The sequence below is a fragment of the Methylibium sp. Pch-M genome (assembly GCF_004136295.1).
In the GTDB taxonomy this organism is placed as follows: domain Bacteria; phylum Pseudomonadota; class Gammaproteobacteria; order Burkholderiales; family Burkholderiaceae_C; genus Methylibium; species Methylibium petroleiphilum.
Genome location: NZ_CP029606.1, coordinates 1,727,138 through 1,740,942 on the forward strand (window position 1 = coordinate 1,727,138; position 13,805 = coordinate 1,740,942).

The 13,805-nt window shown below is 70.2% G+C and carries 14 protein-coding genes; 11 read left to right on the top strand and 3 right to left on the bottom strand.

The annotated features are described in order from the left end of the window. Positions 1-28 precede the first annotated feature (28 nt). The 8 genes from C1M51_RS08300 (at position 29) to C1M51_RS08335 (ending at position 8,542) form a co-directional block, all read left to right on the top strand. The gene (locus C1M51_RS08300; RefSeq protein ID WP_129449024.1) at positions 29-1,384 is read left to right on the top strand and encodes a substrate-binding protein; all 1,356 of its coding nucleotides are present in this window, start codon (positions 29-31) and stop codon (positions 1,382-1,384) included. Positions 1,385-1,523: 139 nt separating this feature from the next. Continuing rightward, complete coding sequence (locus C1M51_RS08305) at positions 1,524-2,369, top strand: branched-chain amino acid ABC transporter permease (protein WP_242500003.1); 846 nt, start codon at positions 1,524-1,526, stop codon at positions 2,367-2,369. Further along, positions 2,366-4,264 (top strand): ABC transporter permease subunit, encoded by a 1,899-nt coding sequence (locus tag C1M51_RS08310; RefSeq protein WP_129449025.1) that lies wholly within the window; start codon positions 2,366-2,368, stop codon positions 4,262-4,264. The genes C1M51_RS08305 and C1M51_RS08310 overlap by 4 nt, the downstream gene beginning before the upstream one ends. Further along, the gene (locus C1M51_RS08315) at positions 4,254-4,958 is read left to right on the top strand and encodes an ABC transporter ATP-binding protein (RefSeq protein WP_011831249.1); all 705 of its coding nucleotides are present in this window, start codon (positions 4,254-4,256) and stop codon (positions 4,956-4,958) included. Before C1M51_RS08310 ends, C1M51_RS08315 begins: the two co-directional genes overlap by 11 nt. Positions 4,959-5,022: 64 nt before the next feature. Then, positions 5,023-6,195, top strand: a complete 1,173-nt coding sequence (locus tag C1M51_RS08320; RefSeq protein WP_129449026.1) for a CaiB/BaiF CoA-transferase family protein — start codon at positions 5,023-5,025, stop codon at positions 6,193-6,195. Continuing rightward, entirely contained in the window at positions 6,192-6,914 is a 723-nt protein-coding gene (locus tag C1M51_RS08325) for an enoyl-CoA hydratase/isomerase family protein (protein ID WP_129449027.1), read from the top strand. The genes C1M51_RS08320 and C1M51_RS08325 overlap by 4 nt, the downstream gene beginning before the upstream one ends. Before the next feature lie 64 nt (positions 6,915-6,978). After that, the gene (locus C1M51_RS08330) at positions 6,979-7,884 is read left to right on the top strand and encodes an EamA family transporter (protein ID WP_129449028.1); all 906 of its coding nucleotides are present in this window, start codon (positions 6,979-6,981) and stop codon (positions 7,882-7,884) included. Between the two features lie 10 nt (positions 7,885-7,894). Continuing rightward, positions 7,895-8,542, top strand: a complete 648-nt coding sequence (locus tag C1M51_RS08335) for a glutathione S-transferase family protein (RefSeq protein WP_129449029.1) — start codon at positions 7,895-7,897, stop codon at positions 8,540-8,542. Between the two features lie 17 nt (positions 8,543-8,559). On the opposite strand, the gene C1M51_RS08340 is transcribed toward C1M51_RS08335, so the two are convergent. Next, positions 8,560-8,985: a VOC family protein gene (locus C1M51_RS08340; protein ID WP_129449030.1), complete on the bottom strand. Its 426-nt coding sequence runs from the start codon at positions 8,983-8,985 to the stop codon at positions 8,560-8,562. A gap of 32 nt (positions 8,986-9,017) precedes the next feature. Next, the gene (locus C1M51_RS08345) at positions 9,018-10,214 is read right to left on the bottom strand and encodes an amino acid aminotransferase (RefSeq protein ID WP_129449031.1); all 1,197 of its coding nucleotides are present in this window, start codon (positions 10,212-10,214) and stop codon (positions 9,018-9,020) included. A 343-nt stretch (positions 10,215-10,557) separates the two neighbouring features. Between C1M51_RS08345 and C1M51_RS08350 the strand changes: the two genes are divergently transcribed. Then, the gene (locus C1M51_RS08350) at positions 10,558-11,331 is read left to right on the top strand and encodes a hypothetical protein (RefSeq protein WP_207207819.1); all 774 of its coding nucleotides are present in this window, start codon (positions 10,558-10,560) and stop codon (positions 11,329-11,331) included. A gap of 4 nt (positions 11,332-11,335) precedes the next feature. Next, complete coding sequence (locus C1M51_RS08355; protein WP_129449032.1) at positions 11,336-12,355, top strand: DUF6976 family protein; 1,020 nt, start codon at positions 11,336-11,338, stop codon at positions 12,353-12,355. A gap of 12 nt (positions 12,356-12,367) precedes the next feature. Here C1M51_RS08355 and C1M51_RS08360 read toward each other — a convergent pair whose 3' ends face one another. Then, positions 12,368-12,859 (bottom strand): glutathione peroxidase, encoded by a 492-nt coding sequence (locus C1M51_RS08360; protein WP_129449033.1) that lies wholly within the window; start codon positions 12,857-12,859, stop codon positions 12,368-12,370. Between the two features lie 151 nt (positions 12,860-13,010). Here C1M51_RS08360 and C1M51_RS08365 point away from each other — a divergent pair, with 151 nt between their 5' ends. Further along, entirely contained in the window at positions 13,011-13,796 is a 786-nt protein-coding gene (locus C1M51_RS08365; RefSeq protein WP_129449034.1) for a response regulator, read from the top strand. The last annotated feature ends 9 nt before the right edge of the window (positions 13,797-13,805 follow it).

Consider the following 13,805-nt stretch of genomic DNA (forward strand, 5'->3'; position numbering starts at 1 on the left):
TCGGTGGTTTTCCCGAAAGGAGATCGAGGTGACAAACAAGCGACCTATCGCGTTCGACGCAACCCCCGACACCCTGCGCCGGAGCCTCGTGCTGTCCGCCGCGGCCGCGAGCGGGCTGGGCCTGCTGCCCGGCGCGATGCGCGACGCGCGAGCGCAGAGCTTCCCGCCGCTCGGCAACTTTCCGGCGGGTACGGAGGGCAGCTCGGTATTCGTCGGCGTGTCGGTACCCCTGACCGGGGCGTTCTCGGCCGAAGGCAAGGACCAGCAGCTCGGCTTCGAGCTGGCGTTCGAGCACCTGAACTCGGGCAAGCTGGCCGGCAAGATCCCCGAGCTCAAGGGCAAGGGTGTCCTGGGCAAGACCATCACCTTCGGCGTGGTCGATACCGAGGCCAAGGCCGAATCGGCGATCCAGGGACAGACCCGTTTCCTCCGCAACAACAAGGCGATCCTGATGACCGGCTGCTACAGCAGCGCGGTGACCGTCGCGCTCGGCAAGCTGGCGCAGCGCGAGAAGGTGCTCTACATGGCCGGCCCGGCCGGCTCGGACGACGTGACCGGCAAGGATTGCCAGCGCTACAGCTTCCGCTCGCAGCCCAGCACCACCATGGCGTCGCGCGCGCTGGCCCCGGTGCTGGCCGAGCGCCTGGGCAAGGGCAAGAAGGTGGCCTACCTGGTGCCCGACTACACCTTCGGCCACACGCAGTTCGAATCGATGGCGCGGCTGACCGAGCCGATGGGCTGGAAGACGGTGTCCAAGCAGGTCTGCCCGATCGGCACCGCCGACTTCAGCACCTACCTGCTCAACATCGCCAACAGCGGCGCCGACGTGTTCGTGAACTGCACGGTCGGCAACGATTGCTCGGTGTCCATCAAGCAGGCCAAGAACTTCGGTGTCATGAAGAACGCCGCCCTGGTGGTGCCGACGCTGCAGCCCTTCCTTGCGCAGCAGCTGGGCCCCGAGGTGACGCAGGACATTCTGGGCGTGATGGACTTCTGGTGGTCGCTGGCCGAGAGCAACGAGCTCGCGAAGCAGTTCGTCGACGACTTCCAGGCCAAGCACAACTACAAGCCCTACTGGCCGGCGCACATCGCCTACTCGCAGATGCTGATCTGGGCGGTGGCGGTGGAGCGCGCCAAGACCTTCTACCCGCCGGAGGTCATCAAGGCCCTCGAGGCGCGCGTGCCGATCAGGACCACGCTGGGCGACGTGATGTACCGTCCCGAGGACCACCAGCTGGTCCGCCCGGTCCCGGTGATGCGCGGCAAGAAGCCCTCCGAGATGAAGTCCAAGGACGACTACTACGAGGTGATCAAGATGATCCCCGGCGCCGACGCCGTGACGCCGCTCGACCAGGGCACCTGCAAGATGGGCGAACTCACCTGAGGTTCCGCGGCAGCGCGACCGCCGCCGCAGCGCGCCGGTCCGCCGCCGATCCGCCCGATCCATCCGACCCGCCCGCCGCCGCTCACGCGGCGGGCCCATGGAGGCTCCCATGCCACCTCTCCCTCTCGTCATATCGCAGGTGTTCCACGGCCTGGTGCTCGGCGGCACGCTGGCGCTCGTCGGCTGCGGCCTGACCATCATCCTCGGGACGCTCGGCCTCGTGAACTTCGCGCACGGCGCGTTCTTCGCGATCGGCGCCTACGCCGGCTGGCTGGCGTTCGAATGGACCGGCTCCTACCTCGCTGCCGTGGTGATCGGCGCGGCCGTGACCTGCGCCTTCGGCTTCGTCATCGAGCGCGGACTGATCAGCCGCTTCTACCAGCGGCCCCACGAGGACCAGATCCTGCTGACCTTCGGCCTGGGCATCGTCATCGTGGAGGCACTGCGCGCCATCTTCGGCGGCGTCGGCCGCGCCATGCCGTCGCCCGACTGGGCCGCCGGCGCCGTGTCGATCGGCCCGGTGATCTACCCGGAATACCGGCTGGTGGTGTTCGGCATCGCCGCGCTCTCGCTGCTGGTGTTCTACCTGCTGCTCTACCACTCCCGGCTCGGCCTGATCGTGCGTGCCGCGATCGAGGACACGTTGATGGTGCGCATCCTCGGCCTGCGCGCGGCCCAGATCAAGGCGGTGGTGTTCGCGATCGGCGTGCTGGCCGTCGGGCTGGCCGGCGTGGTGATGGCGCCGATCGTCTCGATCAACCCGGACGTCGGCGCGCGCTTCATGGTGCAGTCCTTCGTGGTGGTGGTGATCGGCGGCCTGGGGTCCTTCCCCGGCGCCATCATCGGCGGCTTCATCGCCGGCCAGATCCAGACACTGACGGCGATCTTCGAGGCCGCCTACAGCGACGTGGCGCTGTTCCTGACCATGGTGGCGATCCTGGCGGTCCGCCCGCGCGGCCTGATGGGCGTGGAGGGACGGAAATGACGGCGCAACAACTGGCCGCCCGCGCGGGCGGCGTGCGGCGGCTGGCGGTCTCGCTGCCGACCGAGTGCTGGATCGTCCTCGCGCTCGCGCTGATGCCCTTCCTGCTGCTGGCAGGCGGCGGCTCGGTCGATACCGCGATCCGCATCCTGCTGTGGGGCATCTTCGGCCTGGGCTTCGACATCCTGTTCGGCTACGCCGGCATGCTGTCGTTCGGCCAGGCGGCGTTCTTCGGCACCGGCAGCTTCGTGACCGCCTACCTGCTGGTCAGCGGGCTGGTGACGAACTTCCTGCTGGCGATCGGCGCCGGTGTGGTGGCGTCGATGCTGTTCAGCGTGCTGGTCGGGATGGTGGCGCTCAAGCGCGTGGGGATCTACTTCTCGATGATCACCTTCGCGATCGGCGAGCTGTGCTTCTTCATCCAGCACTCGGTGCTGTCGCGCTGGACCGGCGGCGACAACGGCCTGCCCGGCGTGCCGCACCCGGTGTTCCAGTTCGGCGACCGCAGCTTCGAGCTCGCCTCGGGCTGGGGCATGTACGCGGTGATCGCGACGATCTTCGTCGCCACGTTCTGGTTCGCGCGACGCGTGGTGACCTCGCCGTTCGGCCGGGTGCTCAACGCCACGCGCATCAACCCCGAGCGCACGCTGGCGGTGGGGCACGACGTGCAGCGCTACAAGATGGCGGCCTTCGTCGTCGCGGCCGGCTACGCCGGCCTGGCGGGCACGCTGATGGGCATCTTCCAGAGCTACGTGGGCCCCGATGCGTTCGCGCTCGACACCTCGGGCCAGGTGGTCATGCAGACGGTGGTCGGCGGTGTGCGCACGCTGATCGGCCCGCTGGTCGGCGCGGCGGTGTGGATCTACCTGCGCGACATCCTGCAGCAGATCCCCGGCATCGGCGGCATGTGGAAGCTGATCCTCGGCGCGCTGTTCATCCTGGCCGTCACGACGATGCGACGCGGCATCGTCGGCGAGATCCAGCATGTCTTCTACAAGCGGCGGATGGCGGCGGCCGCGGCCGCCGCGGCGGCCACCGAGAAGCTCGCCGCGTTCGTGCCGGCGGCACCGCCGGCCGACTTCTTCGCCGCGACGGCGGGCACGGCCGCTGCGTCGCCACGCGCTGCCGCCTCGGACGATGGCGTGCCGGCGATCGAGGCACGCCACATCCGCAAGCAGTTCGGCGGCCTGGTGGCGCTGGAGGACGTGTGCCTGTCGGTGCGCGAGGGCGAGATCATGGGCCTGATCGGCCCGAACGGCGCCGGCAAGAGCACGCTGTTCCGCATCCTCACCGGCGAGATGCCGGCCACCAGCGGCGAGGTGCATTTCCGCGGCAGGAACATCACCGGCGTGGGCGTGCGCGAGGCCTGCGCGATGGGCATCAGCAAGAGCTACCAGATCGTGCAGGTCTACCCCGAGCTCAGCCTGCGCGAGAACCTGCTGGTGCCGCTGCTGGCGCGCCAGCGCGGCGCGTTCCGCTTCGACGTGATGGCCTCGGTCAAGCGCGATGGCGAACTGATGAAGGACGCCGACCGGCTGCTGGCGATGATGGGCCTGTCCGACCGGCTGGGCGGGCCGGTGTCCGACCTGTCCTACGGCGAGAAGCGCCGGCTCGAGATCGGCATCGCGCTGGCCACCCAGCCCGACGTGCTGCTGCTGGACGAGCCGCTGGCCGGCCTCAGCCCCGAGGAGCGCGTGCAGGTGGTGGGCGTGATCAAGGCGGCCAGCATCGGGCGCACCACGCTGGTGGTCGAGCACGACATGGACGCGCTGTTCGGCCTGGCCGACCGCATCGCGGTGCTGCACATGGGCCGCAACCTCGCCGTCGGGCCGCCGGCGGAGATCCGCGAGAACCCGATCGTCCACTCCGCCTACATGGGAGGTCGCGATGAAGACTGACCTGCTTTCGCTGCGCGACGTCAACTCCTGCTACGGCGAATCGCATGTGCTGCACGACATCAACCTGCGCGTCGCCGAGGGCGAGGTGGTCGCACTGCTCGGCCGCAACGGCTCGGGCAAGACCACCACGCTGAAGACCGTGATGGGGCTGCTGGAGCCGAAGTCCGGCGTCATCGAGTACGCCGGTCGCGCGTTGCGCGACGCCTCGCCGGAAGGCCGGGCGCGCGCCGGCATCCAGCTGGTGCCGGAAGACCGCCGCGTGTTCGCCGGCCTGACAGTGGAGGAGAACCTGGTCCTCGCCGCGATGGGCTGCGCCAAGCCCCTGACCATCGACGCGATGTACGAGGTGTTCCCGCGCCTGGGCGAGCGCAAGAAGTCGCACGGGCGGCACCTGTCGGGCGGCGAGCAGCAGATGCTGTCGATCGCGCGGGCGCTGATCCAGTCGCCGCGCCTGCTGATGCTCGACGAGCCGTTCGAGGGGCTGGCGCCGATCATCGTGCGCGCGCTGATGGAAGTGGTGGGCCGGCTGGCGAAGGAAGGCCAGACGATCGTGATCGTCGAGCAGAACGTCAAGGCCTGCCTGACGCTGGCCGACCGCGTCTACCTGCTCAGCAACGGCCTGGTGGTCCACGAAGGTTCGGCCAAGGCGCTGATGGACGACAAGGAGACGCAGAAGCGCCACCTCTCGGTCTAGGGCCGGTCGCACCCGCCGGCGGCCCGGCGACCCGCGAAAGATGTTTGATTCAGTAGGAGCGGATATGTCAGTTGATTCCTTTCGACCCCTCGCAGGCCTCAGGGTGCTCGAGTTCGGCCAGATCGTCACGGTGCCGTTCTGCGGGATGCTGCTCGCCGACCTGGGCGCCGACGTGGTGAAGGTCGAGAACAGCGACGGCGGCGACGGCATGCGCCAGTGGCCGCCGCTGATGCGTGCCGCGCCCGACGCCGAGGCCTACAGCGGCAACTTCGCCTCGCTCAACCGCAACAAGCGCAGCATCGCGGCCAACCTCAAGGACCCGGCCGACGTGGCGCGGGTGCGTGAGCTGTGCGCGGCGGCCGACATCGTGCTGGAGAACTTCCGTCCGGGCGTGATGCAGCGCCTGGGCCTGGGCTACGAAGCGCTGCGCGAGCGCCGCCCGCAGCTGGTGTACTGCTCGGTCACCGGCTACGGCCAGGACGGTCCCTACGCGAAGAAGGGGGCCTTCGACGTGACGGTCCAGGCCATCAGCGGGCTGATGAGCGTGACCGGCGAGAACGACAGCATCCCGGTGAAGTGCGGCGTGCCGGTGGCCGACTTCACCGCCGGGCTGTACGCGGCGTACGCCATCCTCGCTGCCGTGATGGAGGTGCGGCGCACCGGCGTCGGCACGCAGATCGACTGCTCGATGCTCGGCTGCATGCTAGGCATCTCGGCGCTGCAGATCAGCGAGTACTTCGGCACCGGCCGGGCGCCGCAGCGGCTCGGCTCGGCCCACCCGCGCAATGCGCCCTACCAGGCCTTCGAGGGCAGCGACAAGCCCTTCGTGATCGCGGCCGGCAACGACAAGCTGTGGGGCGAGGTGTGCGCGGCGGTGGGCCAGCCGCAGCTCGAGGACGACCCGCGCTTCGTGACGCAGACCCAGCGCGCGGCCAACCAGCGCGAGCTCGCCGCCCTGCTGCAGCCGCACTTCGCGCGCCGCAGCGCCGCCGACTGGCTGGTCGAGTTCGACCGGCGCGGCGTGCCCTGTGCACCGATCAACGACTTCGCCGACATCCTGGCCGACCCGCACGTCAAGGAGCGTGGCTGGGTCTCCGAGCTCGAGCTGCCCAACGGACTGAAGACGCCGACGATCGGCTTTCCGGTGCACATCGCGGGCTACGAGTTCTCGGTCGACGCCCGCCCGCCGCGTCTGGGCGAGCACACCGAGGCCGTCGCCCGGGAGTGGTTGCGATGAGCGAACTCGCGCTGCTGTCGCCGCCCACCGCCGAGGGCGTGCGCACGCTGTGCCTCAACCGCCCCGACAAGGCCAACGCCCTGTCGGCGGCCCTGGTCGACCACCTGCACGCCAGCCTCGACGCGATCGGCCCCGAGACCCTGGCGCTGGTGATCCGCGGCGAGGGCCGCAACTTCTGCGCGGGCTTCGATTTCACCGGCTACGAGCAGTTGTCCGAAGGCGACCTGCTGCTGCGCTTCGTGCGCATCAACGAACTGCTCGCGCGACTGCGCCAGGCGCGTTTCCTCACCATCGCCTGGGTGGCCGGCGCGGCCTTCGGCGCCGGCGCCGACATCGCCTGCGCGTGTGCCGTGCGCATCGGCACGCCGGCGGCGCGGTTCAGGTTCCCCGGCTTCCAGTTCGGCGTCGCGCTCGGCACGCGGCGTCTCGCGACCATCACCGGCGCGGAGCGCGCACGCGCCATCCTGCTGCACAACGAGGAGCTGGATGCCGCGGCGGCGCTGCATTGCGGGCTGCTCACCGAACTCGTGGACGCCGAAGGGCCGGAAGCACGGGTCGACGCCCTGGTGGAATCGACCCGCAAGCTCGATGCGGCCAGCCTGCGCACGCTGTTCGCGCTGACCGACGCCGACACCGCCGACGCCGACCTCGCGGACCTGGTGCGCAGCGTCGGCCGCCGCGGCCTGCATGCGCGGGTGGCCGCCTATCGTCGCGCCTGAGACCGCGCGGCGGTCCTTGTCCCCACCGCGGCGCGGCGCCGGTCGCGGCTCCTAAACTGCCGCCATGCCGCTTCCGCACCTGCTGCTCGCCCTGGCCGTGGTCGCGGTCTGGGGCACCAACTTCGTCGTCATCAAGTGGGGCCTGGCCGAGCTGCCGCCGCTGCTGTTCACGACGCTGCGCTTCGCGCTGTCTGCGTTCCCGCTGCTGCTGTTCATCAAGCGACCGGCCGTGCCCTGGCACAAGCTGGCCGGCTTCGGTGCGCTGCACGGCCTGGGCCTGTTCGGACTGATGCTGTACGCGATGCGCGCCGACATCTCGCCGGGCCTCGCCTCGCTGGTGATCCAGACGCAGGTGTTCTTCACCATCGTGCTGGCGATGCTGCTCGACGGCGAGCGGCCGCGGCCGCTGCAGGGGCTGGCCCTCGGCCTCGCGGTCACCGGCATGGCGCTGATCGCCGGCCACATCGACCAGCACAGCATCACGGCGCTGGGCCTGGCGCTGGTGCTCACGGCCGCCTTGTGCTGGGCTGGCGCCAACATGGTGGCCCGATCGGTCGGCCGGGTCGACATGCTGGGCTTCATGGTCTGGATCAGCGTGTTCGCCGCGCCCGCGCTGGCGCTGCTGAGCCTGCTGATCGAGGGCCCGGCGCGCATCGTCACGAGCCTGTCGCAGGCCAGCGCCGGCGCCTGGGCCGCGGTGGCGTGGCAGGCGCTGGGCAACACGCTGTTCGGCTACGGCGCGTGGAACTGGCTGCTGGCGCGCCATCCGGCCGCGACCGTGGCGCCGGCCGCGCTGCTGGTCCCGGTGTTCGGCATGGCGGCCTCGTCGCTGCTGCTCGGCGAGAGCCTGCCGGGCTGGAAGCTGGGTGCGACCGCGCTGGTGCTGGGCGGCCTGGCGCTCAACACGCTGGCCAGCCGCGCCACGCGCACGGCCGCCACGCCCGAGCGGTTCACGGAATCCGTCTCCTGACGAGGCCCCGATGATCGAACTCCACCATGCCCCCAGCACCGCGGCGATGGCACCGCACATCCTGCTGACCGAGATCGGCGTGCCCTTCGTGCTGCGGCCGGTCGATACCGCGGCGCAGGCACACCGCTCGCCGGCCTACCTGGCGCTCAACCCGAACGGCCGCGTGCCGGTGCTGGTCGACGGCGACCTGGTGCTTTACGAGAGTGCGGCGATCTGCCTGCACCTGGTCGACCGCCATCCGCAGGCGGCTCTGGCGCCGCCGCCGGGCAGCGACGAGCGGGCGCACTTCTACAAGTGGCTGGTGTGGCTGACGAACACGCTGCAGGCCACGCTGATGGTGTTCTTCTACCCCGAGCGCTGGCTCACCGACGGCAACGATGCTGGGGCGGCCGAGCTCAAGACCTGCGCCGAGGGCCGCACCGGCGCGCTGCTCGATCTGCTGGAGGCCGAACTGCAGCGCCACGGCGGGCCCTGGCTGCTGGGCGCACGCTACGGCGCGGTCGATGCCTATGCGCTGATGCTGTGCCGCTGGACGCGCCATTTCGCGCACCCGGCCCGCGCGCGGCCGGCACTGGGAGCCTACCTCCAGCGCGTGCTCGACCGGCCCGCGGTGCGGCAGGTGTTCGAACGCGAGGGCTTGGCAGCGCCTTGGGTCTGAGCGGCACGGGCGGCGGCTCAGCCGCCCGGCGTGGTGGGGCTCGCCAGCGCCTCGTCCCAGAACGAGGCCTCGATCTTGTGGCCATCGAGATCGCGCACGAAGCAGCCGTAGTAGGGCGCGCCGTAGTGCGGGCGCGGGCCGGGCGGGCCGTCGCCACGGGCACCTGCCGCCACCGCCGCCGCGTAGAAGGCATCGACCTGCGCGCGGCTCGCCGCCAGGAAGCCGACGTGGCTGCCGTTACCGACCGAGGCCGGCGCGCCGTCCATCGGTGTCTGCAGCCAGAACTCGGGGTAGACCTTGCCGTACGCCGCGGCGCCGGAGTGCTCCATCAGGCGCCGCACGCCGAGCGTGGCGAGCACCGCGTCGTAGAAGTCGCGCGCCGACTCGAAGCGGTTGCTGCCGATCGAGACATGGGAGATCGCACTCGGGTTGTCGTCGCTCATCGCAGCCTCCTTCGGTGCCCGACCGCCTGCATTCAGCCGCCCAGCACTGCGGCCATCGCCTCGGCGACCGTCTGCACGTTGCCAGTGTTGAGCCCGGCCACGCACATGCGGCCGGAGCGCACCAGGTAGACGGCATGCCGCTCGCGCAGCAGGTCGACCTGGGCCGCGCTCAGGCCGGTGTAGCTGAACATGCCGCGCTGGCTGAGGAAGTAGCCGAAGTCCCGACCCGGCAGGCGGGCGGTGAGGGCGGCGTGCAGCGCGCGGCGCATCGCCAGGATGCGGTCGCGCATCGCGGCGAGCTCGCCTTCCCACCGGGCCCGCAGCGCCGGCTCGCCGAGCACCAGCGCGGCCAGCTGGCCGCCGTGGATCGGCGGGCTGGAATAGTTTCGGCGTACCGTGGCGCGGAGCTGCCCGAGCACGTTGTCGGCCTGCGCGGCATCGGGGCAGACGACGCTCAATGCGCCGACCCGCTCCCCATACAGACTCATGCTCTTGCTGAAGGAGTTGGCGACGAAGAAGCTCAGGCCGGCCGACGCCAGCGCGCGCACCGCGTGGGCATCGGCCTCGATGCCGTCGCCGAAGCCCTGGTAGGCCAGGTCCAGATAAGGCAGAAGTTGCCGCTCGCGCAGCACCGGGATCAACGCTTCCCACTGTGCCCCGCTCAGGTCGACGCCGGTCGGGTTGTGGCAGCAGGCATGCAACAGCACGATGCTCCGGGGCGGCAGCCCGCGCAGCGCGGCGAGCATGGCGTCGAACTTCAGCCCCCCGGTCGCCGGGTCGTAGTAGGGGTAGGTGTTCACCGTCAGGCCTGCGCCCTCGAACATCGCGCGGTGGTTGTCCCAGGTCGGATCGCTGACCCAGACCGCGCTGCCGGGGAAGTAGCGCACGAGGAAGTCGGCGCCGACCTTGAGCCCGCCGCTGGAGCCGACCGACTGGATCGTCGCGATGCGCCGGCCGGTCACCGCCTCGTGGTCGGCGCCGAACAGCAGAGCCTGCACGGCGTTGCGCAGATTGGCAGCGCCCTCGATCGGCAGGTAGGACTTGGTGCCGCCGCGCGTCAGCAGTTCGGCCTCGGCGCGCTGCACCGAATCCAGCACCGGGATGCGGCCGGCATCGTCGAAGTAGATGCCGATGCTGAGGTTGACCTTGCCCGCGCGCGGATCCTTCTGGAAGTCTTCGTTGAGGCTCAGGATCGGGTCGCCGGGATAGGCTTCGACGTGCTGGAACATGGCGGCGGGGGTGAAGACGGAGGAGGCCGGATTATCGAGGCAGCCCTGGCGGATCGGAACAAACCCTGAGGCCGCAGCATCCCCTCGCTTCACCGCGGAGCACCCGCGCAGCACAGCTTGCGCCGTGGCCGCGACGTCCCGCCGACGGAATCCGTCGCCCGACCGGCGGAATGGTCGCGCAGGGGCCGCAGGTTCGTGCGTTTCTGGACAAGGGCCGCGCCTTTCCGGCCCGCGCGGCGCCGACGGCCGATCGTGGCCCTGCACTTGCAATGGCAGCCGGCACAACACGCCGCCCGCCCGGGTCTCGTCATCGAAGGCCCGGGACGACGCGCCACGAGGAGACATGCTCATGATCGGAGTCGACAAGTCGCTGCTGCGCCACCTGTTGCTGGTCGACGGGCCATGGGAGATCAGCGACTATCAACTGGACCTTCGCAAGCGCCGTTGCGACGTGTGGATCGGCCCACAGGTGGAGCGCGGCTGGTTCGGCCGCCCGAAGAAGGGCGTGCCGGTGCGCCTGCAGCAGCACATGTGGCAGCACCTGTCGCTCGGGCCGGTGCGCTTCTTCCTGCACGTGTCGATCCCGTCGACCTCGGAGGTCGACAAGCTGCCGTGGATGGGCGACCCGGGCATGCCGTTCACCACGGCGCTGGCGCAGCAGGTGTTCGCCTTCTTCAACGAGGGCGTGTCGCTGCAGGCGATCTGCAGTCTGATGAAGCTGTCGCTGAATGACGTCTGGCGCTACCGCTTCGCGCTCGACAACGGCCGCGCCCAGGTGCAGGCCGCGTCGAACCCAGCACCACCGACGCGCACCGACACCGCCCACGCCGCGGCGCCGCCGGCCGCAGTGGCCGCCACGTTGCCGAGCGCCACGCCCGACGCCACCGGCGACGTGCCCGACGTCACCGACCCGATCTGGCTGCGGCTCGCCAACGGCGACCTGCAGCTCGACATCCGCGTGCTGAGCCTGAAGCTGATGCTCACGCGGGTGCGCTCGCAGCTCGACCTCATCTCCGACGACGAGGTGCGGCTGCTGAAGCTGCGCGACCTGCACCGCTATTTCGTGAAGAACGAGCGGGTGCTGTCGCACGAGCTGGCGCAACTGAAACTAGGATGAGGCCATGACCGCACGACCCTCATCGTCGCTGCGCCCGGCCACCGGCGCGCTGATGTCCGTCGAGGAAGCCGGCGTGCTGCTGCGCAGCCACGGCCGCTACATGGTCGCCGGCGAGGAGGCACTGCTGCGCCGGCTGCCGCGTGGCCGCTGGATCGGCGGCAGCATCCCTTACTTCATGGGACAGGACGGCGGGCGCACCACGCGTGAGCAGGTGTTCGTCGCGGCGCTGCCCGGCGCCGCCCTCGAATCGACGCTGCGCTGGTACGACGCGAAGAGCCTGCCGAACGTGTGCGTCGACGGCCCGGCCAATGGCTACTCGCTGATCATCATTCCGGCCTTCTCGGCCGTGCACTCGCAGTTCGCGCGCGAGGCGCCGCAGTACGAGGACATGTACCTGAAGCCGCTGCTCGGCTGGATCGCCGGCATCCACCTCGACGATCTCGGCAAGGCGGCACCGGTCGTCGTCAACGGCGAGACCGGCGAGTTCGACGGCGAGCGCGCGCTGGTGATGCACCTGCCGCTGCCCGAGGATCAGCTGGCACGGCTGGACATCGTCAACCTGTTCGAGCAGGGCGATGGCGATCGCATCCGCTTCACCGAGGCCGGGTTCCACGCGCACGACTGCCTGGTCAACGGCAAACCGGTCAACTTCGCCGATTACCTGAAGCGCAACGCGGTCGACACACGCTGGCCCCTGGTGGCCGACTACTCCGGCGCGATGGTCAACGTGTCGTTCAAGGGCATCGACGAGGCCGACCACCGCGTCGACTTCTACGCTCCGGTGTTCGACGACATCGAGTACCGTTTCGCGCGTCCGATGGACCACTACGAGCAGGCGCTGGTCGGTGCGCTGCCCGCCGACAGCGGGCAGGTCGGCTGGAGCTGCAACTGCATCCTGAACTATCTCTACTCCGGACTCGAAGGCAAGCGCACCGGGCCCATCACCGGCCCGATGACCTTCGGCGAGGTGGCCTACCAGCTGCTGAACCAGACCATGGTCGTGCTGTCGATCGACCGCGGCTGAGCGCGCGCGACCTCAGGCGGCGAGCGCGGCCTCGATGTCGCGCGTCAGACTCTCGGGCTTGTCGGTCGGCGCATAGCGCCCGAGGACGCGGCCGTCGCGCCCGACGAGGAACTTGGTGAAGTTCCACTTGATCGCCCGCGTCCCGAGCAGGCCCTTGGCCTCGCCGGTGAGCCACTGGTAGAGCGGATGGGCGCCGGCGCCGTTGACTTCGACCTTGGCCATCATCGGGAAGCTGACGCCGTAGTTCAGCTGGCAGAAACTGGCGATCTCGTCGTTGCTGCCGGGATCCTGCCCGCCGAACTCGTTGCTCGGAAAGCCCAGGACCGCCAGCCCACGCTCGCCGTAGGCCTGCCACAGCGACTGGAGACCGGCGAACTGCGGCGTGAAGCCGCAGGCGCTGGCGGTGTTGACGATCAGCAGCACCTTGCCGCGGTAGCCGGCCAGCGAGACGGTCCGGCCGTCGATGGACCGGGCCTCGAAATCGTAGATCGTGGTGGTGGTCATGCAGGACTCCCGGTAGGCCGCGCGGTGGTGATTGCGCCGATGCTAGGCCCGGTCGGTGCGCGCCGACATCCGGCACTTCGCTCGGCGTGGGATTGACGCGCCCGCCAGCGCAGCGGAGCATCCGATCCATGCGCGAACCGCTCCGCCTCCCATGCCCCCGCCCGTCGTGACCCCGAGGCACCGCGTGGCACTGGTGGGATTCAGTGCCTTCGAGCAACAAGCGCTCGAGAGCTATTTCCGGCTGGCAGCGGGGCAGACGCCCGCCTTCGAGCCGGCCGCCTCGCTGGCCGACAGCGACTTCTGCGTGGTCGATGGCGATCGGCCGGCCGCCGTCGAGGAGGTGCGCGCCGCCGCCCGCATGGCCGCGGCCGTGGTCATCGGCCAGCAGGTGCCGGACGGCGCAGTGATGCACCTGCACCGCCCGATCGACGCGCGACAGGTGGCGCGCGCGCTCGAGACCCTGGTGCTGGCGCGCCAGGCGGTGGCCGACCCCTATGCGCCGAAGTCCGCCGCCGCGCGTCCGGCCCGGCGGCCGCGCGCCGCGGACGAGACGCACTTCGACATCGATGTGCTGGTGGTCGACGACATCGATATCGCGCGCCGGCTCCTGCAGGTGCAGTTGCAGAAGCTGGGCTGCCGCGTCACGACGGCGGTGAGCGGCGCCGACGCGCTCGAGCGCCTCCAGACATCGCACTTCCGCATCGTCTTCAGCGACGTGGAGATGAAGGACATGGACGGCCTCGCGCTGTGCCAGCAGATCAAGCAGCGCCGCAAGGGCGCGCCGACGGTGGTGCTGGTCAGCGCCCAGTCGACGCCCAGCGACCGCGTGCGCGCGACGATCGCCGGCGCCGACGGCTTCCTCGGCAAGCCGATCGACGCGGCCGAGCTGGTGACGGTGCTGCGCGCCTGCAGCAACCGGCGGCGGCGCGCCCGCTAGACCGTCGGG